The following is a 23,282-nucleotide window of genomic DNA, read 5'->3' as shown; positions in this document are numbered from 1 at the left end:
GTGGCCCCGGATCGTTACCGTCGATCCGGGGCTTTGGCTTACCGCCTGCGTTTCTTCCGCTTGCGTTTCGGGTTCCGGCTTTGCCAGACCCCGACCGCTTGGACGATGACGCTGGCTGCTGCGATCAGCAACGCGATCTGAGATTCGCTCATCTTGCGGTCCTCCTTTCTTCTGTTGTGTTTACAAGTTTACACGCCAATTCCCTCTGTGTCTACTTGTAAACACAATCAGTTTCCCGGAGGATCGGGCCGATCTAAGCGTCCCTAGAGTTGCGGTCGATCCACCGCTTGCCGCTGCCCTTGGCGAATGTCATGCGTTGGAAGCAGCGCGGTCCCATCCACGAGGACTCGACGCCTTGATAGTGGCTCCATCCCGAGGGCGAAGCACCCGTCTTCTCGACCCGGCGTCCGCAGTTCGCGCACACCTCAGCGTCCCCTTTGTTGCGGTCGGTCCATCGCTTGCCGCTGCCCTCGGCGAATGTCATGCGTTGGAAGCAGCGCGGTCCCATCCACGACGACTCGTCGCCTTGATAGTGGCTCCATCCCGAGGGTGATGCGCCCGTCTTCTCGACCCGGAGTCCGCAGTTGGCGCACACCTCAGCGTCATCGGCCCACATGCTCATGGCGTCGCCTCGGCGTCCCGTGAGCGTGGGTCAGCCAGAGCGTGCCGAACCACCGCATGCCAGCCGGGCGCGGCGCTGTTGCCATCGCTCCTGAGGAGGCGCTCGACCCGTCCGACTTGACCCGAGAGAGCATCCCGCTGCGCGACAACCTTGTTGTGCCACTCACGGCTCTCGGCCTCGTCGCGACGGCCTGCCTCGTGAGCCTCGGCGGTGCGGGCGGTGACGATTGCGGTCACCGCGTCATAGAGGGCAAGTCGCTCGCGGGTTGATGAGCCAGAAATTACCCTGTCCAGCATCGTGAGTTCGTAGCTCATGAGCAGTGCTTGCTCGGTGGCGAGCGCTGCTTCCTCGGTCACAGTTCGGCCGCGTGATTCTGGTCGATGGGCTCTCCACAGGTCACACAGTCGGTGCGGTGGGCGTTGAGCTCCTGGAGGTGGTCGCGCTCGTCGGCACGGATGACGGATTCCCAGCACGGTCCGCAGGCGACGCCGCCGGCGAGCTTGTGGGTGTGACCGAGGCGCTTGCAGCGCGCGGTTGCTCGGCTTGCGAGCTCGTGGGTTGGTCCGTAGTGGGCGATGCTGATGTTGCCCTTGGATCCGTGGCGGACCTTGCCGGCGTTCAGTCGGCCGAGGTTGGTCGCGCCGCCGAGGGTGAGTTCTCCAGAGCGGATGCCTTCCTGTTCCTGCGGTGTGAGGTTCAGGAGCGCCAGTCGCGCCGAGACGTAGGACTGCGAACGTCCGATCTTGCGTGCGAGCTCGATGTCGGTCATGTGGTGTTCGGCCTTGAGGCGGCGGATTCCACGGGCCTCCTCGATCGGGTCGAGGTCGCGGCGTTGGCCGTTCTCGATGAGCATGGCGGCGATGACGTCGTCTGGGCGCATGGGTGGTCGGACGATGACGTCGACGTCGGTCCAGCGAAGGCGCTGGATGGCAGCAAGACGCCGGTGGCCGGCGACGACGACCAATCGGCCGGATCCGGTGCGTCGGACGACGATGGGCTGCAGGAGACCGACCTCGCGAATGGAGTCGGCGAGCTGCTCGATGTCGTCGATGCGGTTGGTGCCGTTGCTGTCGGGAGATCGGCCGTGGACGTCCTCCCGAAGGTTGCTGGGATCCGGCTGCAGGTCAGCGACAGCGACACGAACCAGCGTGGTCTGCTCGTTGGCTTCGATGATGGCGTTCACGCGGTCCGGTGGGGCCGACGGGCTCGCCAGGCTGCGCAGGGTTGTGACGCTGCTCCGCATGGCACCGGGGTTGGGGTAGCCGCGGTAGTTCAGAAGCGTCTGGAGGTCGGCCAGCGACATGTCGAAGTGGTGAGCGATCTCGGGGAGCGCGATCCGTGGGTGCGGGGCGTTCAGTACGCGCTCGAGAATCCCGGCCTGCGTGCCAGGCGGGGTGTTGATGATGATCTTCGGCGTATCGGTGGCTGTGGTCGTCATCGGTCTTCTCCTTCGGTTGGTGGCTCAAGCGTTCGGATGGTCGGGCAGGGGTAGGTGCCCCAGTCGAGGTCGTTCTCGGCGTAGTGGTTGCGGCAATGGGCGCAGATCGTGGCTCGTGGCTCGCACGCAGTGCAGACGTCGGGGCCGTCCTCGGCTTCGATCCAGGCGTTGCCGTGCTCCTGGGGCGATTGGCAGTAGCTGGACCACGGGTAGATGTCGATGGGTGTGTGCAGCTGCTTGATCCGGTCGACGGCGTCGAGAGCGGCGGTTTCCATGCGGCTGATCTCCTCGTAGTCGTTCTGTAGTTCGTTGAGCAGGCTGAAGCTGGCGCCGGCGGATCCGTGTCGGCCGGCGTTGACCCATTCGTGACGGTTGGCGGTGGCGTTGCGGTGGCAGCTGCACCAGTCGCGGTCGCCTGGGCATTCGCAGGGGTGGGTTCCTTCGCAGCGGATGACCTTGTAGGTCTGCCACGGCTTCTTCGGGTCGCGGTTGACCAGGACGAGGCTGTCGCGACCGCACCAGGGGCATGTGGGGCGTGGTGCGGGTTGCTTGGCGGGTTCGCCGTCGATGACGGTGGTGGCCATGTCGTGGAGGTGCTCGAGGTCGCGGACGATCGCGTGGAGCTCGCGGCGGTTGTTCAGGACGGCGGCCAGGGCGGTGAGGTGCTGCGCTAGGTGGCGGATGCCGTTCTCGTCGCCCTGCTTGAAGTGGACGAAGTAGCGGCGTGGCCAGGCGCAGACGACGTCGTTGGCGGCGAGGACCTGGGTGACCTGGTAGCTGCCGGCGTCGTGGTCGACCGTGAGGGCGAGGCGTCGTGGTGGCCAGATGCAGTACTCGTGGTCCTCGATCGCGGTCTGCTCAGCCTCGAGGACTGCGAGGAGGTGCTTGCGGCCGATGCGGCGGACGTTGTGCTGGAGGGTGAAGGAGATCTCGGCGAGCGCAGAGAGTGCCGGCATCGTGCCTGGCGTCTTCGTGTTGGCCCCTGCGCGGCCCGGGACGGCGCGGAGCCAGTCGAGGCCCGGGCGGGCGTCTGCGAGCTGACTGACGGGTGTCCTAGCGGCCTTCCGGTCGGTGGCTTCCTGCTTGGCCCTGGCGGCGGCGGTGTCGGCGTTCTGGTGGCCGATCGCGATCGCCTGCTTGGTATCGACGAGCGCCTCGAGGTGGCTGGTGGCCTCGAGGATCAGTCGAATCCACTCAGAGATCTCGGCCCGCAGGCCGATGGTCCGGTCCTCGGCGGTAGCGATCGCGGTCTGGTGCTTGGCGTTGCCGCTCATCGGCCGGCCTCACGGTCGAGTCGTGCCCGCTCCTGGAGCGCCTTGGCCATGCCGGTGCTCACGGCGGCGGCGTTGCGCTTGCGCTCGGTTGCGGCCACGCGGTTCTCGAGCTGCTTGGCGACCTTGGTGCCGGCGGCCTGGTCGGCCGCTGCCTTCTTCGCTGCTGCGGCGATCTGGCGTGGCGTGGTGCCACAGAACCGGCAGTTGGCTCGGCCGTTGGGATGTGCCGGGCATCGCCCCTGCCGGCTTGCCGGCGGGGGAAGGGGGGAATTGTTGTTTGAAGAAGTGAAGGCGTTCCGATTTGAGCGTGACTCCGAGACCCGTTGTGGACCCATTCCCGGGTTATCCACAGCCTCAGCGGCTGTTTCGGTGTACGCGCCGCCAAATGGGTCCATTCCTGTAGACGCGTCCACGCTCGACGTGTCCATTCCTGTAGACCCGTTTTCCTGTGGATATCCGTCTTCGGCGTCGAGTTGTACGCGCGCCATCGCGTCGAACATCTGGCGCACCCGTTCGACGTCGACGCCAGCAGCGCGAGCGATGTGCTCGAGGTCGAGAGGCGGCTCCTCGGCGGGCGTGCGGTGGACGTCGCAGCAGCCGGCGGGGAAGACGACGTATTCGGCTCGCTGGCCGGGCCTAGCGGTCTTGTGGCGCTTCAGGAGCCCCCATTCGACGAGGTCCTTGATCAGCTTCGCTGCGCGTGCTCGGGAGCACCCGGTCCAGGCCTGTACGCCTTCGTAGCCGGCGAAGCCGATGTGAGTGCGGTCGTCGGCTGAGTCCGCGAACGCCAGGAGCGCGAGCTTGTGGCTGGGTGCCAGGTTCTGGCCCTTGACGCACCCGATCAGGTGGCCGCTCATTGGTTCTCTCCCTCGGAGCGGTTGGTTCGGGATCGGAGTTCCGCGGCGACAAGGTTCTGGAGTGCTTGGCGGCCGCCACGTCGCGGCGTGCTCACGAAGGCGTGGCCGTTGACCATCAGGGCGTCCATGACCTGCTGAAGATGGCGGAACCGCTCGATCTCTGCGACGCGTGACCGCGTGTCGACCTGTACCGCGTCCTCGAGCTTCTCCTGCGCGATCGCGGCCTCGAGCCGCGAACGCTGCCACGGCTCGAGGCGGACACCGGACTGCTTGAGCAGCGCCTCCATGCGCCGCAGCTGGCGCGCCTTCTCCTTGCGCTGCCGGCGGCGACTTGGGCTGCTCATCGTGCCGCCTGGGCCGTGGTCACGGCGCTGTCGACGGCTTGTGCGATCAATGGCGTCAGGAGTTTCAGGTCGTCGGCGGCCGTCGCGAGCATGGTCGCGGTGTAAAAGCCTTCGCCGTCAGCTCGAGCGAAGCGGAAGACCAGTGCTGGCAGTGGGTCGATGCCTGGCGGTCTCACGACCGCAGGCATGACGACGACGCCACCAGCGAGCAAATACTCCTGATCCATGAATGGCGTCGGGTCGTGTGCCTCGAACGGCAGGTTGAGGTCACCCATCAGTTCGCCCCTTCCAGTGCCGCAAGAGCATCGCGGAGTTGGTCGGCCCTGTACCTGATCCCTCGGGAGGCGGCCATGCCGTTGTGGGGCTCTATGACGCCGGCTCTCTCGAGTTCAGCGATGAGGGCGAGCGCTCCATCGAAGGGGATCCCGAGCTTGCGGTGCAGGTAGGTGGCTGAGGCGAGCTGGTGGGTCACCACGAGTTCGCAGCCGGCACGCAGGAGCGGGCCACTCAGGGTGGCGTCGTTGCCCGTCATGCGGCACCGCTCTCGCGTGCGACGAGCGACGGGAGGGCTTCATCCCAGAGGTACGGGAACGTGGCGGCGTCGTCGGCCTGGGATGCCATCTGGCCGGTCGGGTCCGGTCGACCAGCGGAGCGTCGGGCGCCGGCGTCGGCGAGTGTCCAGGTGCCGGCGTCGTCGCGTTGGTAGACGTTCCCGGTCGCGGGGTCGCACCAGAGCAGTGGTCGCGGCTCCTTGGGCTGCTGACGGACGATGCCGCCCGGGGACACGTTGACGTTGTCGCCGAGCCAGATCGCGAGGATGACGAACAGGATGATCCCTGCTGTCCAGAGGATCGAGTGCGCTGCGTCGCTCATGACTCTGCCTCCTCGGTGCCGGCGATCGTGGCGAGGATCTCGTCGTCGATCGGCGTTGGCTCGTGGCCGGCTTCGAAGGTCATTCCGAGGTAGGCCGCGACCTGGTTGACGTTGGCGTGAGTCCAGGCTTCGGTGGACTTCGCGTCGTGGTTCACGCTGTTGACCGCCCAGGTCTCGAGGTGGACCAGGTCGATCTCGATCAGGGTGCGGAGGATCCCGTAGGCCGGGCCGTCGAGGATCGCCTGCAGGTGGGCTTCGAAGCGCTCGACGTCGACCTTCTTCCGGTTCCACACACCGGTGCTCCAACGCTGCTCGTCGGCGAGGCCAGCGCGGTCGAAGTAGTAGGTCAGCGCCGCGGTGTCGAGTTGCCGCAGTCGGTAGCCCACGAGGACCTTCACGATCCGTGCGAGAGCTGGGTCGATCTTGATGCCCGGCTTGATGGAGTCGATGACCGCGTCGAGTCGCAGGTTGCGTGCGATCTCGAGCGCCGCATGGTGGGCGTCGTACTCACGCTGCAGGCGCTCTTCCTCGAGGCGCTTCGCTCGCCGCACATCGTCGAGCTGGTCGTCATGCCGGGCGACATCGGTGCAGACATAGACGATCTCGCGCCGGTGCCCGTTGTTGTCATCGATGAACGCGAGACAGCCGTCGTGATCGGACGGTTCGGCCGAGAACGTCTGACCCAGTGGCGTCATGCCGTCGTCGGCGTCGTTGAGGTTGTACCGGCTCTTGGTCGCCGGCATCCTTCGCTGCTCGATGCCCTGGGCCTTCAGGTCGGCGCCGAGCTTGTCTGCCTCTGCGCCGAGCTTGACCCGTTCCCGTGCCTGGGCGAGTTCGAACTTCACGCTCGAGTAGCCGCCGTTGATGGTGCGGGCGACTCTGGCCTGCTCTGCAGCGGGGAGGTCGGCGATCGCCGCGGCGTCCTCGAGGTTGAGTTGTCCCTTGTCGACCTTGGTCTTGATGCCGTCGTCGAGCTTGAGGAGCTTGAGTCGCTTGTTGATGGTCTCCGCGGTGTGGCCGGACATCTTGGCGATCGCTCCAGGCTTCCACCCGTAGTCGAACTTCAGCTGGCCGTACCCTTCGGCTTCCTCGAGCGCGGTGAGGTCGGTGCGGCGCCCGTTCTCGACGAGCATCGCGGCGATCTGGTCGCCCTCGTTCGTGAGGTCGTGACGGATGATCACCGGCGCATGGGTGAAGCCGGCCTTCTTGAGTCCGTCGAGGCGTCGGTGTCCGGCGATCAGGAGGTACGTCTGGTTGGCGAGCGAAGGTGCCGCCGCGCCGAATGGCTTGCCGTCCTGGGTGGTGCCGTGGGGTACGACGACCAGGGGCTGCAGGAGTCCCTGCGATTCGATGGAGGCCACCAGCTCGTCGTCAGCGACGGCCTTGCGGCGGATGTTCTTCGGGTGAGGCTTGATCAGGCCCAAGAGGACGTTCGCGTCGTACTCCGACCGCTGCGCCATGTTGGTCTCTGCCGGGATCTCGGCGGCTGTCTTGGCCATCAGGCGACCCCTGCCTTCTGGAGCTTCTTCTGAGCGGCAGCGTTCCGGTCCTTATGGGAGGCCTTGATGGCCGCCGAGCGTCGCTCGATCGATGGCAGCCAGTCAGACCCGTCGTAGGCAGCGTCGGCGACATCGCCGATGAACACGCGCGGCATGAGGATCCCGGCGAAGTCCTCGCCAAGGATCAACGCCGGCCCTGCCTTGCCACTGGCGGTGGACGTCAGCTTGAGCTGGAGCGGCTCGTGCCGGCGCACCGTGGCGCTCTTGAACGAGGCGAGGTATTCGAAGTTGAACCCCGACTGGCTACCGAGGTCGTCGCCCTGGGCGGCGATCGCCTTGGCGATCAGGGAGACGACGTCGGGGAAGTTGTCCGCCGTCATCAGCCAGTAGGTGGCCTTTGCTGATCCCAGGTCCACAAGTCCGCCGCCAGCTTCGACCGTCAGCTGGTCCTTGTGGACCGTGAGGGTGAGCATCGGGTCCGAGCCGCGCTGGCCCTGGAAGAGCTTGGTGATCGACTCGAGGACCCGTGTCGGGATCAGGGCGTGGAACTCCGGGAAGGATGCGCCCTCGGCTGCGGCGACACGCTTCAGGGCGGCACGGAATCTGTCAGTGGTCGCCGCGAAGATCCACTTGCCGTCTGTCCACACGTCGACCGCGGTCAGCACCGGCAGCATCTCGTCGACGCCCGCGCAGGGAAGTACCGGTCCGACGAGCTCCTGGAGCTGCCGCACGGTGATGGAGATCTGCATCTGCTTGTCGCGGTCGCTCATCAGCTAGCCGCCTTCCTGGCCACGCGGCGCGTCTTGCCGCTGAGGGATCGGTCACGGACCGTGGGAGTGAACTTGGGACGCCGGCGAGTGCGGCGGCCAGCGGTCTTGTAGGAGTCGCCGTTGAACGCGTACTCCACGTCCGCGCGACGCGACTTCCGGTAAAGCCAGGCTGCGATGCCGCCTGGACCGCGCGTGTAGGTCGGGTTTAGGACGCCCATCAGAGTGCGGCCTTCCAGGCGAAGATGACCGCCGCCGGTGCCGTCACGATGAGGGCGAGCCAGATGACGTAGAGGATCGAGGTGATCGCTTGGTTGATGTCGGTCTGGGAGACCTGGAACTTCTCGAATGTGAATTCGAGGTCCGGGTTGGGACTGGTCTTGGGCATGGGACTGCTCTCTCTGTTCTGGTGGCTCAGACGGTGGTGCGGAGGTTGTTGAGGGTCTGGAAGGCGTCCCAGCCGAGCCAGACCTTGACTTCGGCGTGGTGGGTGGACGCGAGGGTTGATGGCTCGGTCCCGATGCGCTTCATGACTGGGTGGCCGTCGACCCGGCGGAAGGCGAAGGAGTTCATCCGGGCGCCGACGAGGTGGCCATCGCTGGTCGGCAGCTGGTGGCGGATCGTGTTCGCGGAGAACTTCCGGCCGGAGTCGATCGCGTCCTGGATCTTCTGGTCGATGATCGCCACGACGCGGGAGTCGGCGGCGCAGGTCGCGAGCTCCATCCCCTGGTCGCGCAGGGTCGCGCCCTCGGCGGCGCTCATCGCTTGGCCTTCGATCGGGTCGAGCCGCCGGTCTCGCTGTTGCAAGCCATGCAGGCCGGCCGGATGTTGTTGCGGCGGTATGTCCCGCCTTGGCATCCCGGGATGATCCGGTCGACTGTGACGTCGTCGACGGTCAGGAGATCTCCACACCGGTAGCAGCGGCACGCGGGACGCACCTCACGCTCAGGTCCGTATGGACCGGCGACGTAGTAGACCGCGTCCTCGTCGGCCCGATAGTTCTCGACGAGCCACTCACGGCGCCGACGCCGCGAATAGGACGAGCCGCGCTGGTTGCTGTTCGAGGTGCCGCGGGTCGCCGGCCGCTCGAGCATCGCGGCGCTCACTTCGGCTCCCCGAAGGGCACATGTACGACCTTCGCCGCCGCGTCCGCCGCGTGGAGGCTGAGAGCAGTGGCCATCTGGAGTCCGAGTGGGACATGGTGACCCCAGAGGTCCGTGTCGTACCCGTCGACCTTGTCGCGGTTGCCGCATAGACAGGGCATGTCGTAGTGGCTGAGGTTCTTCGCGAGCTGCTCGGCCGCGTAGGGGCTGAGGAGGAGGACGACGTCGCCGTCGGGGGTGCGGCCCGCTCGGACGACCTGGCCGATGTGGGATCGGGCGACCAGTGGCTCGCCCTGCATCACGTCGTAGTGCGCGTTGGGGGTGTTGCTGTTCAAGGGTGGCTCCTTGGTTGTCGGGTTCGTTCTGTTGTTGGGGCGCGGCCGGCGGCGTGGCGGCAGATGATCGGCTGCCGTGTGATCCGGTGAGTGCCGGCGGCCGCGTCCCGGCTCTAGGCGGTGCGCATGAGCGCCTCCGGGGCTGGCATCTGCTTCCGGTCGCCGCGCAGCACGCGGAGGCGCTCGATCTCGGAGCGATCGAAGAAGTAGGCGCCGTTCGGTCCGGGGAGTTTCCCGGCAGGCTGCGCGATCCCGCGCTGGACCCAGCGAGCGACGGTCGCGCGGTCGACGTCGAGCGCCGCCGTCATCTCCGCGGTGCCGACCATCTCGGTCTCACTGGTAGCCATGCGGGGAACTGTTGCATTGCTGCATTCGATAGCGATGGATGTCGGGATGTTTGGGCGTGTCGCAATGCGGTATCCGTTGCGCTTCGCTACATCGGAATGCAACACTTGATGCATGACGGAAGCGACAACAGAGGGCCTTGGGGCCGATCTGCAATGGGACCTGGCCGACCGGCTGCGGAAGGCGCTCCGCGTCTCAGGCGTCGGCGTTCAGGAAATGGCTGACGAGCTGGAGGTGGAGCGGAACACTGTCGGCCGCTACATCAACGGTCGCGGAGTCCCGAACCGGGCGACGCTCGTCGTCTGGGCGCTCAAGACCGGCGTACCGATCGAGTGGCTCACAAATGCAGAGAGCCCCCGCCGTGGTGCTGGCGGAGGCTCTCTATTCCTCGTTGCGGAGCGTGGCTCCGCGATGTTGCGCGGCTGTAGGGATTCGAACCCCAGACCTTCTGATCCGTAGTCAGATGCTCTATCCAGCTGAGCTACAGCCGCATGCCGTCCGAGGACGACCGTGGAACTCTAGCGCGGAGTGCCGTACGTCCGAAATCCTCAGCACGATCGGCCAATGAAGAAGCCCCCGGCGATCACTCCCCGGGGGCTTCGCTGGCGGAGACGGAGGGATTTGAACCCTCGATGGGCTTTTAACCCATACCTCATTAGCAGTGAAGCGCACTCGACCGGACTATGCGACGTCTCCATACAGCCCGCACAGACTACTAACGTCCCAGCGACTGCGGCGAATCAGGGCTGAAGTCTGGGCTCCGTGGCCCGCAGGTGCTCGCGCACATCGCGTACGAACTGCTCCCGATCGGCATCCAGCACCTCGACCGGGATGAGTGTGACACCACCGTCGTTCAGGGTGAGTTCGAGGCAGGGGATCCCCTTCGGCTCGGTCGCGGCGAGGCCGGCGACGTCGGTCCAGGCAGCGGAGCGTACGCCGGCCCCTCGGACGAACCGGACCCGATAACCGACCTCGTCGAGCCTCACGAACCAGACGGTCTTCACCGCCCAGGCGGCCAGCGCAGCGAACGCGGCGATGTAGATCAGGACCAGGATGACCAGCACCCATTCCGGTGCGCCGATGACCGTCAGCACGACCGTCGCGACGATCACCAACAGGGCCAGCACGAGGATGCCGGTGCCCAGGAGGCGGGCGATCAGGGCGCGATGCGGACGGTAGATCTGGGGGGCGCTGCTCACCGGGGCATTCTCCCGCATGCAAACAACCAGTTAGCACACCCTCTTGCCGGATGGCGTGACCTGACTCACACTGGCCGAATGGATCCGACTCGGGAGATCGTCGCGCTCACCGCGGCCCTCCGTGCGCTGGAGGCTGCGATCGCGCCGCCGCGACCCGGCTCGTCCCTCGGCAACTGGCGATGGAGCGTACGTCAGAGGCTCGGCGGCGTACGCGAGGCAGTGGTCAACGGGGCGCCCGCCGGGAGTTCGGACACGCCATCCGCCCACACCGCTCTGCGCGAGCGCGGGGCTCTCCTGACCCGCGCCTCGGACCTGGCCGACGGAGTCCTTGATCGAGCCGACATCGAGGACGTACGCACCGATCTGCGTCGGTTGATGGCAGACGCATCCCGTTACGTCCGCCTGTTGCAGGATGTCGCAGCCGAATCCCGGGCTGCCACCGCTGCCGGATAGGCTGAGGCGTCGCGGTCCTGCCGCGGCGTGGAGGGTTGCCGGAGCGGCCTATCGGAACCGCCTTGAAAGCGGTCGTGGGGAGACCCACCGGGGGTTCAAATCCCTCACCCTCTGCCACGAACTCGATCTCAGGATCGCGTCCCGGCGAAGGTCGCCACCGGAGTCCCCCGTACGCCCAGGCCCGCAACGACGAAGACCGAACCATCGAGGGAGTCCTCGCCGATCTCCAGTCCCTCCGACGCACTGGTGACACAGAGTTCGCTGAGGTCCGGCCCGACGAAGGCGCATGAACTCGTCTGGAGCACCGGCATCGCTACTCGGCGCAGCACCTCACCCGTGGGGCTGACCCTGATCACGGCACCGCCGCCCCACATCGCAATCCAGACAGCGCCGTCGGCATCAACGGCCAACCCGTCCGGGTAGCCATCGCGCTCCACGTCGAAGCGAGCGACGACGCGACGACCGCCGACGGATCCGTCCGCCGCCGTGAAGGCGTAGGCGTAGAGCGCGAGGTCCTGAGTGTCGATCAGGTACATCGTCGAGGCATCGGGGCTCCACCCGATGCCGTTCGGCTGGGTGAGCCCGTCGAGCACCGTACGGTGCGTCCAGTCCGCCTCCAGACAGTGCAGCGCGCCAGCGCCAGGAGCGAAGTCCTCAGCGCAACTTCCTGCCCAGAACCGGCCGGTCGGATCGCACTTGGCGTCGTTCATCCGGATCCCTTCGGGAAGGAACCCGCTGACCGTGTCGAGGACACCGTCGACGATCGTCGCGAAGCCCTCCCGCGTCGCCGCGACATGGCCGCCGCCCGCCATCGGCACCGCAGCACCCACCCAGGTGGGCACCGTCGACGTGGACGTGGCACCTGCCTCGAGATCACTGACGTGCACCTGCCCGCCCAGGATGTCCACCCAGTGCAGTTGGCCTTCGCGCCAGACCGGTCCTTCACCCACTCGAGCGTGGGATCGGACCACGGTCGTGATGGTGAGGTCGCCCGACATGACTCACTCCTTCTCGGGAAGCGCGGCCGCGATCCTGGCGAGCAGACCGCCATCGACCCGGACGTCGGAACCCGTGATGAAACTCGCCCGGGAACCAGAGAGGAAGGCGATCACCTCGCCGACCTCATCGATGGACGCGACTCGTCCCAGCGCATGCGCAGTGCCCCAGTTCGCGATCGTGCGCTCGACGCCCTCAGGCGTACCGTCGCTCCACTCGGCTGCGGAGTGGCGCAGCATCGGGGTGTCGACCGACCCGGGGCTGACCGTGTTGACCCGGACGCCGTAGGCAGCTTCATCGATCGCCATCGCCCGCCCCATGGAGTGCAGCGCACCTTTGCTCGTCGTGTACGCGACGACGTTGGCCTGCGAGGCCGAGCCCTGGACGGAGGCGACGATGACGACACTTCCTCCGGGGCTTTGTCTGATCACGGGAAGTGCGGCGTTCGCGGCGAGGAAGACACCCTTGGTGTTGACGTCCAGCACCTCGTCCCACAGCGCTTCCGTCGTACTCACCGCATCGCCGTAGCGCTGGATGCCCGCACTGGTCACGAGGACGTCGAGTCGCCCGAAGGCAGCGACCGTCGCAGCAACCGCGTCGATCGAGGTCTGTGCCACATCGATGGGCCCGGCGACGGCGATCGCCCGTCCACCGAGAGCCCGGATGCCGGCGGCGACACCTTCAGCCTCCGCCAGGTCGCGCCCGTGGACCGCCACCGCAGCTCCGTGTCGTGCAAGGGCGTACGAGGCCCCCTCGCCGATCCCGCTGGAACCGCCGGTCACCAGCGCAACGCAGCCGTCGAGCTCACTCATCAGGAGACCTCCTCCGCGTGGTGTCCGGCCGCGGGGTGGCAGCCGTACGCGGCCTGATGCAGACCGCGGATATAGCCGAGCGCGAACAGGCGACCGAGGGTCTCGTAGCCGGGCCGCGCATTCGACTCGCCCTCCATGGTGGGGACGTGGTCGGGTCGCATCGGCCCCGCGAAGCCCGCCCCGGCGTAGGCCTTCATGCAGGACGGGAGATCGGTCTGACCCTCGTCGTGGAAGGTCTCGCGGAAGTCGTCCAAGGTGCCGCGTACGTCGCGGAAGTGGACGAAGGCGATGTGCTCCGGTGCCAGTTCGGTGATCAGGTCCGGCAACGACGTCTGGCCCGAGATGACCTCCTCCATCAACGCCCAGTTGCCCTGACAGAACGTGATGCCGTTGCTCGGCGAGGGATGCAGCGCCAGCAACTTCCGGTAGGCATCGACCGTCCCCATGATGCGGGGAAGGTTGCGGTCGAGCTGGCGACTCGGCGGCCGTGGCGGGTCGTCCGGATGCAGTCCAAGGCGTACGCCAGCCGCCTCGGCCTCCGGGATGACCGCGTCGAGGAAGTACTTCAGCGCCGACCACAGCTGGTCCGACGTGACCTCACCCGGCGCGACGAACGGGGGCAGAGCCTCTGAATCCGCGAGCCGGAACCCCGAGACCAGAGCACCGCCGCGTGCGGGAATCGAGACGTCGGTGCGTCCCCAGGTCCTGATCGCCATCCAGTTGTAGCAAAGCGTCGGGATCTCCAGCCGGCCCATGGCGCGGATCTGCTCGATCACGCTCTCGATCTCCTGGTCGCGGCCCGGGAGGCCGAGCCGCGCGTTGTCCATCGGCGCGGTGTCCTCGAGCCCAATCAGCTTGAAGCCGTGCTCGGCGAACAACGCCTTGTCACGCCTGATCGCTTCGAAACTCCAGGGGGCAGGCCCACTCCCAGCGGCGCCGAAGTCCTGGGCGCCGACCGCGGCGAACATCCGCTGGTCCTGTTCCGCGCCGTTGAGCAGACCGACAACCGTGTCGACACCGCACTGTTTGAGCAGCGGCCACCACGCCTCTGGGCGCGGGGGAAGCATTTCGCTCAGCTGAACCATCGTCCGTCTCCTAGATCCGTGACATCACAGCACGCCGTGGCGCGCGAACGCCTCGGTCGCTGACATTCCGCGTTCGATCGCCGCACGTACGACGTTCTCCGTACTGGCCTTCTCCATGGCTCGCTCGATGACTTCCGCCTCGATGCTCTTCGGAACCACGAGCACGCCATCGATGTCCCCCACCACGAGGTCCCCCGGCGTCACGCGTACCTCGCCGACCTCGATCGGCACCCGGAAGTCGAGGACCACGGTACGAACGCTCGAGTCGAGTGCGTACGCGCCGGCACTGAAGACGGGGAATCCCTGGCCGAGCACCTTGGCTGCGTCGCGGTGGTACCCGTTCACGACGGCACCGACGGCACCGCGCTTCTGGGCGGTCGCGGTGAGGATCTCGCCCCACATCGCCGCCGGCTGGGCGCCGCCTCGGGCCAGGTAGACCTCGCCGGGTCGCAGATCGTCCAGCGCCTCGGTGAGAAGCCCGAAGGGCTTCGTCTGGGGGCCGTACACGTCGGCCACCAGCACGGGCATCGCGCGGCCTGCGACCCGCATCTCCGGGCGCAACGGGCGGATGCTCGGGGGCAGGAACTGGTGGTAGTAGCCCATCGTGTCCATGACATCGCCGATGACGGCTGTGTACAAGCGGTCGTTGATCGTGCTGAACAGCACCTCGTCAGGAGTACTCATGAACGCTTCGCCACCCGGTTCGCACGGACCACGTTGATCAGGACAGCAACCAGGACGACGACACCCAGGACGACCGGTTGCGCATTCGGGTTGATGCCCCTCAGCACCATCCCGTCGTTGAGCATCGCCACGAAGATCACGCCCATGAACGTCCCGGTGATCGTCCCCTTGCCGCCGGCCAACGAGCAGCCGCCGATGATCGCCGCGGAGATGGCGCTGAACTCGAGACCGACACCGATCGTGGGTGTGCCGGACGAGAGTTGGGCGGTCTGGAGCATGCCCGTGAGAGCTGCGGTGAATCCGCACATGACCAGGACGAGGACGCGGATACGTCGTACGCGAATGCCGGACATCTCGGCGGACCGGGCGTTACCGCCGACTGCGTACACGGACCGCCCGAGCACCGTGTAGCGGGCAAGGAAGCCGAACACGATGAAGGCGACCACGAAGTAGACGGCGGCAATCGGGATCTTGCCGAAGACGTGTCCGGTCCCCCAGTAGAAGAAGTGGCCGTTGATCGGGATGGAGTAGTTGTTGGTGATCAGCTGAGCCGCGCCGCGCAGTGCCATGTAGAGCGCGAGCGTGATGATGAATGTCGGGACCTCGAACTTCGAGCGGATCCAGCCGGCGACGGCTCCCAGCGCCATCGCCTCGGCCATGACTGCCAGGCAGGCCAGCCACAGTGGCCAGCCGTGGTTGCCGATCAGTACGCCGAGGAGCGCCGATGTCAGCGCCGTTTGTGACCCGACCGAGATGTCGATCTCGCCGGCCACGATGACCAGGGTCATCGCCAGCGCGATGATCCCGAAGAACGCGGCCTGTTGAAGGACGTTCAGCAGATTCGACTGCGTCAGGAAGTAGGGCGCGTACGCCGTCAGCCAGAAGAAGACGGCCGCGACCACGACGAGCAGCCCGAAACTCTCCCATTCGACGAGTCGACGGAGGGCAGATGCGGCTCGGGTGGCCGCGGTGGTTGGCGGTTGGGCTGCGTCAGTCAGCATGGGTGGCTCCTGCGATGGATAGAGAAAGAAGATTTTCGGCGGACGCATCGGCGCCCAGAACCTCGGCGGTGACGCGGCCCTCGCGAATGACGAGGACCCGGTCGCACACCTCGCCGAGTTCCTCGAGTTCCGAGGAGACGAATACGACCCCGACCCCTTGGACCGCGAGGTTTCGGACGAGTTCATAGATCTGTGCCTTGGCGTGGAGATCGACCCCGCGAGTCGGTTCATCCAGAAGGAGGACCTTCGGATGGCTGGCCAGCAGGCGTCCGATGACGGCCTTCTGCTGGTTCCCGCCGGAGAGCTTCGCGATGAGCTTGTGTGATGTGGAGGTGGCGATGCTGAAGGCGGCAATGGATTCGTCCACGATGGCGCGCTCACGTCGCAGTCTGAGAAGTCCGGCCGGCAGCGTGCGACCGCGAGCCGAGAGCAACAAGTTCTCCCCGACCGACAGGGGCGCGATGATGCCGGCGCCCTTGCGGTCCTCAGGGGTCATGCCGATTCCCAGGCTCAGCATTCGTGCCGGTTGACGTCGGGTGAGCTTGCGGCCCGAAAGCACCACCGTCCCCGTGGCCCGCCGGGCTCCGTAGATGGCTTCGAGGATCTCCGACCGGCCCGACCCGAGCACCCCGGCGAGGCCCAGGACCTCACCGGCGCGCACGTCGAACGATGCTCTGCCGGTGTGATTCCCACCCTCCGGCACGAGGTCACGGACCTCGAGCAGTACCTCGTCGGACGAGGCCGACACGTTCGCGGCACGACGATGGCCCAGTTCGTCACCGGCGATCAGAGCCGCCACCCGCTCCGGGGAGGCATCGCTGCTCGCCAGCGTCGCGACCTCCTGACCATCACGAAGCACGGTCAGACTGTCCGCGACCCGCGGGATCTCCTGCATGCGGTGCGAGACGTAGATGACGGCAATGCCATCACCCGCCAGCCTGCGCACCAGACCGATGAGCTCGTCGACCTCTTTGGCGTTCAGGGCCGAGGTGGGTTCATCGAGGATGAGAAGGCGGGCGTCCTGAGCCACGGCCTTGGCGATCTCGACCAATTGCTGCTGCGCGAGGCTGAGTTTCGACGCCTCACGCCACAAGGGCAGGTCGATCCCGAGTCGAGCCAGGGCTGTCTCGGCCCGTCGAGCCATGGCGGCTCGATCGACCATGATGCCCTTGCGCGTCCACTGACCCAGACTGATGTTCTCGGCGACCGACAGGTTCGGGGCGAGTGACAGCTCCTGGTGGACAACGCTGACTCCGCCGTCGCGCGCCGCCCCGGGCGAGTGCCACGCGACCTTCTCCCCAGCCAGCCAGATCTCGCCACTGGTCGGTCGCTCACCGCCGGAGACCAGATTGACCAGGGTGGACTTTCCGGCACCGTTCTTGCCGAGCAGGGCTCGTACTTCACCGAACTGCACCGTGAAGTCGATGCCGCGCAGCGCCTGCACTTCGCCGTAGCTCTTGTGCAGTTGCTTGAGTTCGAGCGCTACCGGAGAGGCACTCATGTCGCACGTAGCTCCTTGATCGAAATCTGACGTTGGGTGCCGGGTGGGCGCCGGCGAGGAGGATGCCCGCGCCCACCCGACGAGAGGGTCACTTACCCAGGTACTTGTTCACCGGAGCGGGGTCCGCGCGGGTGTACGTGATACCGGGAAGGTCAACCTCGAACGGGGTGTTGGCGGTGCCGGCGACTGCGTTCGACGCCATCTCGAAGGCCTTGGTCGCCGTCCCGACGGAGTCCTGACCAGTCGTCGCCTGCAGGAGGTTGTTGCTCGCCAGGACTTCCTGAGCCAACTGCTTGCTGATGTCGGTGCCGAAGACCGGGATCTGCTTGCCGCTGTTGACCTCGGATGCAACCCAACCTTCGGTGCCGCCCTCATTGGCCGACCAGACGAGGTTGATGTTCGGGTTGCCCGCAAGGATGTTCGTCGCCACCGGCGTGGCCTTGTCCACGAGGAATCCGGACTGGTCGGACACGTAGTCCGCCTGAACGCCGGCAGCAGCGAGGGCAGCCTTGAAACCTGCCTTGCGCAGCTTGCACACCGCAGCCACATCACAGTTGAGGATCGCGATCGTCGCCTTGCCGCCGAGCTTTGCCTTGATGTAGTCAGCGGCAACCTTTCCGGTTCCGGTACCCAGCGCGGTGTTGTCCGACTGGACGACGCCCTTGACCACCACGTTGCTGGCGGCGTCGCCCGTGCAGTTGCCGTAACAGATCAACGGAATCCCGGCCGCAGCGATCGACTTCATCGTGGCCACCGAGCCAGCAGTCGGGTCGACCGGCTGCATGATGATCGCTTTGACGCCGCGCTGGATCAAGGTCTGGACGTTGGAGGCTTCGGTGCCCGCGTCGCCGTTGCTCGTGACGGCGATGACCGAATCGCCAGCCGCAGACGCCTGAGCCTCAACGGTCTTCTGAATACTCTGGAAGTAGTCGTCGCTCTGCAGCATGACGAGGCCGATCGTTGCGCCACCACCATGGGAGCCCGTGCTCCCCGAGCCCGAGGGTCCCGACGTCGAGCCGCACGCGGCAAGTGTTGCGGCCGAGGCCACGAGGCCGACCAGTGCCGTGAACTTCTTCATCAACTGTCTGCTCCTTCCGAACCTGGGCGAGTTTCGCACCGAGTCGACCGATTTGCCGGGCAGTCGGGGCGTACGCCGCTAGTTCTATTTGTCCTACGATTGGGACAAAACTAGTCCTGATTCCGCTAGTGTCAAGCGTCACACCAAAAAATGCTCGAAAAGGGGGCGGAGTGAGCGAACGTCTGAGCAAGGAAGTTGCCGATGCACTGCTCGCGCGCATCTCGACGGGTGAGTTCCCCCCGGGCTCACGGCTTCCCTCCGAGCAGGAACTCATGGCCGAATACACGGTCGGACGCAACACTGTGCGAGAGGCCATGCAGGGTCTCCGGGCCTTGGGCCTCGTCGAGATCAGACCCCGCCTGGGTGCGCGCGTGCTCGATGGAAGCGCCGAGAACGCCCTTGCGAGCTCGGCTCTCGCGATCACACTCGGGAGCCAAACTCTCCGCGAGTTGTACGACGTACGTCTGATGCTGGAACCGTCAGCCGCAGCTCTCGCCGCAACCCACCGGACCGACGCGGAACTCGTCGCGATCAAGCGTGCCCACGCCCACTTCCGTCTTGCGCACGAGAGCAAGCAGCCGATCTGGCAGGCGGATCTTGAGTTTCACGACGCCGTGGCCGTGGCGAGCCACAACTCGGTCCTGCCGCGGATCCTCGCGCCGATGCAGGACCTCCTCATCAACTCACGCATCGCCACCGGGGCGATCCCAGCCGCAGCTCAACGGGCGCTTCATGAGCACGGCGTCATAGCCGACGCGATCGAGGCCAGGGACAGCCGAGCAGCCCGCCGCGCCATGACCACGCACATCCGGTCGGCGATCTGGGCGCTGGGTCAGATCCAGGCGTAACCGCCGAAGCGCTGAACGTCGTCACGTAGAGCGGTGTCAGCCGGTCACGCTGGGCAGGCCCGTCTCGATGTGTCCGACGAATCGTCGCGACCAGGTCGAATCGACGTCGACTGTCGCGGTCAGGTCGTACCAGCCATCGGTGTAGGCGACGGCGTTCCAATAGTCGGATGTGGTCGTACCGGCGGGGATCGTGTAGGTCCACGGACCATCACTGCGGTAGTTGCCGGCCGCGACGGTGACGGTGACGCTCTGGTTGGAGTTGTTTGCCATGTCGAGCCAGATCGCCAGTTTGCCGGTGCTCGGGGCGGTCGCAATGCGGGTCGCCACTTCGACGTTCTTGCTGGCGCTGGTGGCGTTGCCGGTGAGCCGTCGCAAGAAGCGGTTGGGGCCGACGACGGTGAAATCGTAGGGGCCGTTTCCGTACCCGGCCCCGACGTTGAAGAAGTCCGTGGTCGTCGTGCCCGCGGGGACGGTGTACTGCCAGGGACCACCGGACCGGAACGCGTTTGCGTACACGGCGAAGTGTGCTGCGTTGGTGCCTGATGCACCGCTGTTCGTCATGGCGATGTTGAGCTGGATCGTGCTGCCGGAGTAGTACCACGACGAGACGTCCGCGTTCAGCTGGTACGGCAACGGGCGCGCCTTGCGGGTGCCCGATTCCTGGGTTGGTTGGGCGTTGGTGGTCGGCGACGGATTCGGCAACGGGTTGCAGGTCGCCCCGCTGACGGCCGCCCCGGGGGTAGGTAGCGTCGGGAGCCCTGTCACTGGACTGGTGAAGTCGAAGGCCGAGGTCAGGTCCCCCGAGACCGACCGCCTCCAGGCGCTGATGTTCGGGCAGGTGGCCGGCGTGCCGATGGCCGCGGTCCATTTTTCGAGGAACTGGATCACCGAGGTGTGGTCGAACACCTGGGAGTCCACCCAGCCACCGCGACTCCACGGCGAGATCACCATCATCGGGACCCGGAAGCCGAGGCCCACGGGCGTTCCGTTCATGAACTCGTCAGCCTGGCCGCCCGAGGGCACCGGCGGAGGAACATGGTCGAAGAAGCCGTCGTTCTCGTCGTAGTTGATCAGCAGCACGGTGCTGTTGAGCACCGCCGGGTTGGCGGCGAGCGCCTGCAGCAGACCCGAGATGAACCGCTCACCGTTGACCGGCGGACCGATCGGGTGCTCGGACGTGATCTGATCGGTGACCACCCACGACACCTGCGGAAGCGTGTTGTTGGTGACGTCGGCCTGGATGGCCGAAAGGATGTCGGTCGGCGTGACACCGCTGGTGGCCGGCACGCTCGACATCCCGTTGACCCACAGCGGAGACGTGTGCGAGGCATTGGCGAACTGCGTGAAGTACGCCAGAGCGTTGTCACCGAAGTTGTCGCTGGCGTTCTGGTAGACCCGCCACGAGACGCCGGCGTTCTGCAGGGTTTCGGCGTAGGTCTGCCAGCTCAGCCCGGACTCGTCGCCCCCGTCGTACGCCGGGCCACCCTGTCCGCCTCCGGCATGGATCGATCCGCTCCACAGGTAGGTGCGGTTCGGTCCCGTGGCGGTCAGGCCGGAGCAGTGGTACGCGTCGCAGATCGTGTAGTTGTCGGCAAGTGCGTAGTGGAGCGGCAGATCCGCGCGGGTCAGGTAACCCAGCGCGCCGATCTTGCCCTTCGCGGACATCCAGGAATCCATCTTGCCGTGGTTCCAGGCGGCGTGCTGGGACGACCAGCCGTGATCGATATCGCCCTGGCACTGCGCGTACAACTCACCATTGGAGGCTGCCAGCGCGAAGGGGTACTGACGCCCAGCGCCGTTCGGCTGGTTGAACACCGAGTTGCCACCAGGCAGAAGAATCGTGCTGCGGTCCGCGAAGCCGCGTACGCCGTTCAGGGAGCCGAAGTAGTGGTCAAAGCTCCGGTTCTCCTGCATCAGGATGACCACGTGCTTGACGTCGGCGATCGTCCCGGTGGCCGCGGTCGCGGACTGGGTGAGTGCCTCAACGAGCGGTCCACCCAGGGCGCCTGCCAAGGCCGCGCCGGCAGCACCGGCGAGTAGCGTACGTCGATCCACTACGTCTGACATCGTGACCACCTTGTCTGATTCGCGAGTTCCCCGGCATCGGGGCAAGTTGTATGTACAAGCGAAGTGGGTGGGGGTGGAATCGCGGTATCTGAAGCGTGAACAACAATCAAAGGTGTACAGACAACCGAGGATTCTGGCTCCGGATGCGAACGTCCGCTACTCGGCCAACGAGAGCAGCCGGGCGGCGTTGTCGTGCAGCACGCCCCGCGCCCAGTCGTCACCCAGATCCAGGCGCAGGATCGATTCGACCGCGTGCTGGTACGGGTACGGGATGTTCGGGAAATCACTGCCGAAGAGCACCTTCGGCCCCACCTCGAGCAGCCGCCCACGTTCGCCGACCGGGAAGGGCGTACGCCCCTCCGCGAAGTCGGTGAACGCCATCGTGGTGTCGAGATGGACGCCCTCGAACCGCGTGGCGAGGTCCAGGAACGGCGTGTAGTCGGGCATCCCCATGTGCGCGATCACCAGAACCAGCTGCGGGAACCGCGCGAGCAGCGCAGCCATCCCCTCCGGGCCGGTGAACCGACCCGCGGCCGGGCCGTGACCGCTGTGGATCACCACCGGGACCGACGTCTGCTGCAGCAGGTCCCACACGTCGTCGAGCAGCGGGTCGTTCGGGTCGTAGTCGCCGACCTGGACGTGCGCCTTGAACACCCGCGCCCCGTCCTCGATCGCGTCGAGGACGTACGCACCGGCACCGGGCTCCGGGTAGAACGTGGCGGACGAGATCACATCCGGATGAGCAGCGGCGAAGTCGCGGCCCCAGCCGTTGAGCCACTCAGCCATGCCCGGCTTGTGCGGATAGCTCAGCGCGGTGAAACCCATCACTCCGAACTCGCGCAGGATCGCCAGCCGACGGTCCTCCTCGAGGCGGTACGCGATCGGCCACGGTGCACCGGTGAGCGGCCCGATGCCGTCGAAATACGCCCAGACCTTGTCCAGCATCGGCTTCGGCATGAAGTGGGTGTGGACATCGATGATCCCGGGAATCGCCAGGTCGGCAGCGATCGTGTGGAGGCAGGCGGCCTCGCCGCCGTGGTCGGAGGCAGAGGTCACAGCAGCGGTTGGGTCCGGGCCGGTTCGGTGCGTACGCCGGCGGCCTCGGGATCCACATCGGCGACCCGACGGCCGGAGGATCGCCGACCGACTGAGCTCAGGACGAGGTCTACACGGATCAGGAGTACACCGATCAGCACGCCGACCACGAGTGAGTAGACGAGCTCCAGGCCGGATTCGCGCAAGCCGACGTCCGGGTTGTTGATCGTGGCGGCGAGCGTGGCTGTCGCGGCGACGCCGTACGCGCTGACCCACCATCCCTGCCCGCGACGCGACCGCATGTGCACGCCCAGCATCAGCGCCGGGATGCCGATCAGGGCCATCATCGGTCGGGGATACGCACCCAGATGCGCGCGCATCCACTGCGTACGCACCTGCATCCAGTTCACGACGTCGTGCGAGCCGTACGTCCGGAGGAATTCTGCGTACGCCAGCACCATCGCGAGCGCGAACGCGCCGCCGATCACAATGACGACACCACGACGACCGAGGCCGTGCAGGCCCGCACCGAGCCGGAACACCAACCAGAACAGTCCAACGGCCGCGATCCCGCCGACGCCCCACTTGTATTGCGCAAAACTCTCGTACCGCGGCGCAAACGCCAGCGCAGCGAAGCCGCCGATGAGCGGTACGACCAGCGCCAGCAAGGTCTCCTTGAGCGCACCGAACAGGTTGGTCGCGGGCCGGGTCACGACGATGCCGAGGATCGAGGCGATGACGGCTGTCGTGATCGAGGCTCCCGTGCGCAACGCATCCAGATCGGAGGCGATCGCGACCAGCCCGACCGCGGCGGCCAGCCCGGAGACCAGCAACTTGGGCCCGCCGGTACGCGCCGCCAGCGCCCACGTGAACGCGAGTCCGACACACGCGCCGCCGAACTCGGCGACCACGCGCGGGGTCACCATGCCGAGGGCCATCAGCCCGATGCCGACACCGAAGACCGACCACCAGGTCGCCATCTCCGACATCGGGATCTGCAGCCGAGGCGGCAGCACCGACCTGGATGCACGGCGAGAAGCGACCTGTGTCATGACGCGAGCAGAGT

General features: G+C 66.5%; 30 protein-coding genes and 3 tRNA genes. 4 read left to right on the top strand and 29 right to left on the bottom strand.

From position 1 onward, the window contains the following. Positions 1-253 precede the first annotated feature (253 nt). The 16 genes from KCTC_RS08810 to KCTC_RS08740 form a co-directional block, all read right to left on the bottom strand. Positions 254-622, bottom strand: a complete 369-nt coding sequence (locus KCTC_RS08810) for a hypothetical protein (RefSeq protein WP_125568677.1) — start codon at positions 620-622, stop codon at positions 254-256. Continuing rightward, positions 619-978, bottom strand: coding sequence for a hypothetical protein (locus KCTC_RS08805; protein ID WP_125568675.1), 360 nt, complete (start codon positions 976-978; stop codon positions 619-621). The genes KCTC_RS08810 and KCTC_RS08805 overlap by 4 nt, the downstream gene beginning before the upstream one ends. Continuing rightward, complete coding sequence (locus tag KCTC_RS08800; protein WP_125568672.1) at positions 975-2,060, bottom strand: ParB/RepB/Spo0J family partition protein; 1,086 nt, start codon at positions 2,058-2,060, stop codon at positions 975-977. The genes KCTC_RS08805 and KCTC_RS08800 overlap by 4 nt, the downstream gene beginning before the upstream one ends. Further along, positions 2,057-3,334, bottom strand: coding sequence for a hypothetical protein (locus tag KCTC_RS08795; protein ID WP_125568670.1), 1,278 nt, complete (start codon positions 3,332-3,334; stop codon positions 2,057-2,059). The genes KCTC_RS08800 and KCTC_RS08795 overlap by 4 nt, the downstream gene beginning before the upstream one ends. Further along, the gene (locus KCTC_RS08790; protein WP_125568668.1) at positions 3,331-4,191 is read right to left on the bottom strand and encodes a helix-turn-helix domain-containing protein; all 861 of its coding nucleotides are present in this window, start codon (positions 4,189-4,191) and stop codon (positions 3,331-3,333) included. Before KCTC_RS08790 ends, KCTC_RS08795 begins: the two co-directional genes overlap by 4 nt. Continuing rightward, positions 4,188-4,535 carry a hypothetical protein gene (locus tag KCTC_RS08785; protein ID WP_125568666.1) on the bottom strand — a complete coding sequence of 116 codons (348 nt, stop codon included), beginning with the start codon at positions 4,533-4,535 and terminating at the stop codon, positions 4,188-4,190. Before KCTC_RS08785 ends, KCTC_RS08790 begins: the two co-directional genes overlap by 4 nt. Then, positions 4,532-4,810, bottom strand: a complete 279-nt coding sequence (locus KCTC_RS08780) for a hypothetical protein (RefSeq protein ID WP_125568664.1) — start codon at positions 4,808-4,810, stop codon at positions 4,532-4,534. The genes KCTC_RS08785 and KCTC_RS08780 overlap by 4 nt, the downstream gene beginning before the upstream one ends. Continuing rightward, positions 4,810-5,067: a DNA translocase FtsK gene (locus tag KCTC_RS08775; RefSeq protein WP_125568662.1), complete on the bottom strand. Its 258-nt coding sequence runs from the start codon at positions 5,065-5,067 to the stop codon at positions 4,810-4,812. The genes KCTC_RS08780 and KCTC_RS08775 overlap by 1 nt, the downstream gene beginning before the upstream one ends. Next, complete coding sequence (locus KCTC_RS08770; RefSeq protein ID WP_125568659.1) at positions 5,064-5,408, bottom strand: hypothetical protein; 345 nt, start codon at positions 5,406-5,408, stop codon at positions 5,064-5,066. The genes KCTC_RS08775 and KCTC_RS08770 overlap by 4 nt, the downstream gene beginning before the upstream one ends. Beyond that, on the bottom strand, positions 5,405-6,907 hold the full coding sequence (locus KCTC_RS08765; RefSeq protein ID WP_125568657.1) for a ParB/RepB/Spo0J family partition protein: 1,503 nt from the start codon (positions 6,905-6,907) through the stop codon (positions 5,405-5,407). Before KCTC_RS08765 ends, KCTC_RS08770 begins: the two co-directional genes overlap by 4 nt. After that, positions 6,907-7,677 carry a DNA polymerase III subunit beta family protein gene (locus KCTC_RS08760; protein WP_125568655.1) on the bottom strand — a complete coding sequence of 257 codons (771 nt, stop codon included), beginning with the start codon at positions 7,675-7,677 and terminating at the stop codon, positions 6,907-6,909. The genes KCTC_RS08765 and KCTC_RS08760 overlap by 1 nt, the downstream gene beginning before the upstream one ends. 217 nt (positions 7,678-7,894) lie before the next feature. After that, positions 7,895-8,062: a hypothetical protein gene (locus KCTC_RS14700; RefSeq protein ID WP_164512544.1), complete on the bottom strand. Its 168-nt coding sequence runs from the start codon at positions 8,060-8,062 to the stop codon at positions 7,895-7,897. Between the two features lie 26 nt (positions 8,063-8,088). Further along, positions 8,089-8,436, bottom strand: a complete 348-nt coding sequence (locus KCTC_RS08755) for a hypothetical protein (protein WP_125568653.1) — start codon at positions 8,434-8,436, stop codon at positions 8,089-8,091. Then, positions 8,433-8,780 carry an HNH endonuclease gene (locus KCTC_RS08750; protein WP_197715167.1) on the bottom strand — a complete coding sequence of 116 codons (348 nt, stop codon included), beginning with the start codon at positions 8,778-8,780 and terminating at the stop codon, positions 8,433-8,435. The genes KCTC_RS08755 and KCTC_RS08750 overlap by 4 nt, the downstream gene beginning before the upstream one ends. Beyond that, entirely contained in the window at positions 8,777-9,112 is a 336-nt protein-coding gene (locus tag KCTC_RS08745) for a hypothetical protein (RefSeq protein ID WP_125568651.1), read from the bottom strand. Before KCTC_RS08745 ends, KCTC_RS08750 begins: the two co-directional genes overlap by 4 nt. Positions 9,113-9,225: 113 nt before the next feature. Continuing rightward, on the bottom strand, positions 9,226-9,459 hold the full coding sequence (locus tag KCTC_RS08740; RefSeq protein WP_125568649.1) for a MerR family transcriptional regulator: 234 nt from the start codon (positions 9,457-9,459) through the stop codon (positions 9,226-9,228). Positions 9,460-9,571: 112 nt separating this feature from the next. On the opposite strand from KCTC_RS08740, the gene KCTC_RS15265 reads away from it, so the two are divergent. After that, entirely contained in the window at positions 9,572-9,916 is a 345-nt protein-coding gene (locus KCTC_RS15265) for a helix-turn-helix domain-containing protein (protein ID WP_408636117.1), read from the top strand. Here KCTC_RS15265 and KCTC_RS08730 read toward each other — a convergent pair. The 3 genes from KCTC_RS08730 to KCTC_RS08720 all read right to left on the bottom strand — a co-directional run bounded on the left by KCTC_RS08730 (position 9,875) and on the right by KCTC_RS08720 (position 10,656). Then, positions 9,875-9,948, bottom strand: a tRNA-Arg gene (locus KCTC_RS08730). The genes KCTC_RS15265 and KCTC_RS08730 overlap by 42 nt on opposite strands. Before the next feature lie 112 nt (positions 9,949-10,060). After that, positions 10,061-10,153: transfer RNA gene (locus KCTC_RS08725), tRNA-Ser, on the bottom strand. A gap of 44 nt (positions 10,154-10,197) precedes the next feature. Then, entirely contained in the window at positions 10,198-10,656 is a 459-nt protein-coding gene (locus tag KCTC_RS08720; RefSeq protein ID WP_125568647.1) for a hypothetical protein, read from the bottom strand. 78 nt (positions 10,657-10,734) lie between these two features. Between KCTC_RS08720 and KCTC_RS08715 the strand changes: the two genes are divergently transcribed. Continuing rightward, entirely contained in the window at positions 10,735-11,109 is a 375-nt protein-coding gene (locus tag KCTC_RS08715) for a hypothetical protein (protein ID WP_125568645.1), read from the top strand. A 29-nt stretch (positions 11,110-11,138) separates the two neighbouring features. Continuing rightward, positions 11,139-11,226: transfer RNA gene (locus tag KCTC_RS08710), tRNA-Ser, on the top strand. An 11-nt stretch (positions 11,227-11,237) separates the two neighbouring features. Here the strand turns inward: KCTC_RS08710 and KCTC_RS08705 are convergent. The 7 genes from KCTC_RS08705 to KCTC_RS08675 all read right to left on the bottom strand — a co-directional run bounded on the left by KCTC_RS08705 (position 11,238) and on the right by KCTC_RS08675 (position 18,266). Continuing rightward, positions 11,238-12,107 (bottom strand): SMP-30/gluconolactonase/LRE family protein, encoded by an 870-nt coding sequence (locus KCTC_RS08705; RefSeq protein WP_125568643.1) that lies wholly within the window; start codon positions 12,105-12,107, stop codon positions 11,238-11,240. A 3-nt stretch (positions 12,108-12,110) separates the two neighbouring features. Continuing rightward, positions 12,111-12,917 (bottom strand): SDR family NAD(P)-dependent oxidoreductase, encoded by an 807-nt coding sequence (locus KCTC_RS08700; protein ID WP_125568641.1) that lies wholly within the window; start codon positions 12,915-12,917, stop codon positions 12,111-12,113. Then, entirely contained in the window at positions 12,917-14,002 is a 1,086-nt protein-coding gene (locus KCTC_RS08695; protein WP_125568638.1) for a mannonate dehydratase, read from the bottom strand. Before KCTC_RS08695 ends, KCTC_RS08700 begins: the two co-directional genes overlap by 1 nt. Positions 14,003-14,026: 24 nt before the next feature. Further along, a complete protein-coding gene (locus KCTC_RS08690) occupies positions 14,027-14,686 on the bottom strand; it encodes an RraA family protein (protein ID WP_125568636.1) in 660 nt (219 codons plus the stop codon). Continuing rightward, positions 14,683-15,687, bottom strand: coding sequence for an ABC transporter permease (locus KCTC_RS08685; RefSeq protein ID WP_164512543.1), 1,005 nt, complete (start codon positions 15,685-15,687; stop codon positions 14,683-14,685). The genes KCTC_RS08690 and KCTC_RS08685 overlap by 4 nt, the downstream gene beginning before the upstream one ends. After that, positions 15,677-17,188 (bottom strand): sugar ABC transporter ATP-binding protein, encoded by a 1,512-nt coding sequence (locus KCTC_RS08680; RefSeq protein WP_125568632.1) that lies wholly within the window; start codon positions 17,186-17,188, stop codon positions 15,677-15,679. The genes KCTC_RS08685 and KCTC_RS08680 overlap by 11 nt, the downstream gene beginning before the upstream one ends. Positions 17,189-17,276: 88 nt before the next feature. Then, on the bottom strand, positions 17,277-18,266 hold the full coding sequence (locus tag KCTC_RS08675; RefSeq protein WP_125568631.1) for a substrate-binding domain-containing protein: 990 nt from the start codon (positions 18,264-18,266) through the stop codon (positions 17,277-17,279). Positions 18,267-18,436: 170 nt separating this feature from the next. Here KCTC_RS08675 and KCTC_RS08670 point away from each other — a divergent pair, with 170 nt between their 5' ends. Beyond that, the gene (locus KCTC_RS08670) at positions 18,437-19,114 is read left to right on the top strand and encodes a FadR/GntR family transcriptional regulator (protein ID WP_125568629.1); all 678 of its coding nucleotides are present in this window, start codon (positions 18,437-18,439) and stop codon (positions 19,112-19,114) included. Between the two features lie 36 nt (positions 19,115-19,150). Here the strand turns inward: KCTC_RS08670 and KCTC_RS08665 are convergent, their stop codons facing one another. From KCTC_RS08665 to KCTC_RS15045, 3 genes are all read right to left on the bottom strand, one after another. Next, entirely contained in the window at positions 19,151-21,181 is a 2,031-nt protein-coding gene (locus KCTC_RS08665) for a phosphocholine-specific phospholipase C (RefSeq protein ID WP_125568627.1), read from the bottom strand. Between the two features lie 156 nt (positions 21,182-21,337). Next, the gene (locus KCTC_RS08660) at positions 21,338-22,237 is read right to left on the bottom strand and encodes an amidohydrolase family protein (protein ID WP_231998655.1); all 900 of its coding nucleotides are present in this window, start codon (positions 22,235-22,237) and stop codon (positions 21,338-21,340) included. Continuing rightward, on the bottom strand, positions 22,234-23,268 hold the full coding sequence (locus KCTC_RS15045) for a hypothetical protein (protein ID WP_231998654.1): 1,035 nt from the start codon (positions 23,266-23,268) through the stop codon (positions 22,234-22,236). Before KCTC_RS15045 ends, KCTC_RS08660 begins: the two co-directional genes overlap by 4 nt. Positions 23,269-23,282: the final 14 nt, after the last annotated feature.

The organism is Nocardioides baekrokdamisoli (assembly GCF_003945325.1).
Classification (GTDB): Bacteria; Actinomycetota; Actinomycetes; order Propionibacteriales; family Nocardioidaceae; genus Nocardioides; species Nocardioides baekrokdamisoli.
Note: the sequence above shows the minus strand (reverse complement) of the source record. Positions and strands in the feature narration are given on the sequence as shown.

Excerpts from the sequence above, each read along its gene's own strand:
- KCTC_RS08795 (WP_125568670.1), bottom strand. The coding sequence starts at position 3,334 with ATGAGCGGCAACGCCAAGCACCAGACCGCGATCGCTACCGCCGAGGAC.
- KCTC_RS08780 (WP_125568664.1), bottom strand. The coding sequence starts at position 4,810 with ATGGGTGACCTCAACCTGCCGTTCGAGGCACACGACCCGACGCCATTC.
- KCTC_RS08765 (WP_125568657.1), bottom strand. The coding sequence starts at position 6,907 with ATGGCCAAGACAGCCGCCGAGATCCCGGCAGAGACCAACATGGCGCAG.
- KCTC_RS15265 (WP_408636117.1), top strand. The coding sequence starts at position 9,572 with ATGACGGAAGCGACAACAGAGGGCCTTGGGGCCGATCTGCAATGGGAC.
- KCTC_RS08715 (WP_125568645.1), top strand. The coding sequence starts at position 10,735 with ATGGATCCGACTCGGGAGATCGTCGCGCTCACCGCGGCCCTCCGTGCG.
- KCTC_RS08690 (WP_125568636.1), bottom strand. The coding sequence starts at position 14,686 with ATGAGTACTCCTGACGAGGTGCTGTTCAGCACGATCAACGACCGCTTG.
- KCTC_RS08760 (WP_125568655.1), bottom strand. The coding sequence starts at position 7,677 with ATGAGCGACCGCGACAAGCAGATGCAGATCTCCATCACCGTGCGGCAG.
- KCTC_RS08675 (WP_125568631.1), bottom strand. The coding sequence starts at position 18,266 with ATGAAGAAGTTCACGGCACTGGTCGGCCTCGTGGCCTCGGCCGCAACA.
- KCTC_RS08770 (WP_125568659.1), bottom strand. The coding sequence starts at position 5,408 with ATGAGCGACGCAGCGCACTCGATCCTCTGGACAGCAGGGATCATCCTG.
- KCTC_RS08790 (WP_125568668.1), bottom strand. The coding sequence starts at position 4,191 with ATGAGCGGCCACCTGATCGGGTGCGTCAAGGGCCAGAACCTGGCACCC.
- KCTC_RS08755 (WP_125568653.1), bottom strand. The coding sequence starts at position 8,436 with ATGAGCGCCGCCGAGGGCGCGACCCTGCGCGACCAGGGGATGGAGCTC.
- KCTC_RS08785 (WP_125568666.1), bottom strand. The coding sequence starts at position 4,535 with ATGAGCAGCCCAAGTCGCCGCCGGCAGCGCAAGGAGAAGGCGCGCCAG.
- KCTC_RS08680 (WP_125568632.1), bottom strand. The coding sequence starts at position 17,188 with ATGAGTGCCTCTCCGGTAGCGCTCGAACTCAAGCAACTGCACAAGAGC.
- KCTC_RS08665 (WP_125568627.1), bottom strand. The coding sequence starts at position 21,181 with ATGTCAGACGTAGTGGATCGACGTACGCTACTCGCCGGTGCTGCCGGC.
- KCTC_RS08740 (WP_125568649.1), bottom strand. The coding sequence starts at position 9,459 with ATGGCTACCAGTGAGACCGAGATGGTCGGCACCGCGGAGATGACGGCG.
- KCTC_RS08700 (WP_125568641.1), bottom strand. The coding sequence starts at position 12,917 with ATGAGTGAGCTCGACGGCTGCGTTGCGCTGGTGACCGGCGGTTCCAGC.
- KCTC_RS08775 (WP_125568662.1), bottom strand. The coding sequence starts at position 5,067 with ATGACGGGCAACGACGCCACCCTGAGTGGCCCGCTCCTGCGTGCCGGC.
- KCTC_RS14700 (WP_164512544.1), bottom strand. The coding sequence starts at position 8,062 with ATGCCCAAGACCAGTCCCAACCCGGACCTCGAATTCACATTCGAGAAG.
- KCTC_RS08705 (WP_125568643.1), bottom strand. The coding sequence starts at position 12,107 with ATGTCGGGCGACCTCACCATCACGACCGTGGTCCGATCCCACGCTCGA.
- KCTC_RS08810 (WP_125568677.1), bottom strand. The coding sequence starts at position 622 with ATGAGCATGTGGGCCGATGACGCTGAGGTGTGCGCCAACTGCGGACTC.
- KCTC_RS08800 (WP_125568672.1), bottom strand. The coding sequence starts at position 2,060 with ATGACGACCACAGCCACCGATACGCCGAAGATCATCATCAACACCCCG.
- KCTC_RS08685 (WP_164512543.1), bottom strand. The coding sequence starts at position 15,687 with ATGCTGACTGACGCAGCCCAACCGCCAACCACCGCGGCCACCCGAGCC.
- KCTC_RS15045 (WP_231998654.1), bottom strand. The coding sequence starts at position 23,268 with ATGACACAGGTCGCTTCTCGCCGTGCATCCAGGTCGGTGCTGCCGCCT.
- KCTC_RS08695 (WP_125568638.1), bottom strand. The coding sequence starts at position 14,002 with ATGGTTCAGCTGAGCGAAATGCTTCCCCCGCGCCCAGAGGCGTGGTGG.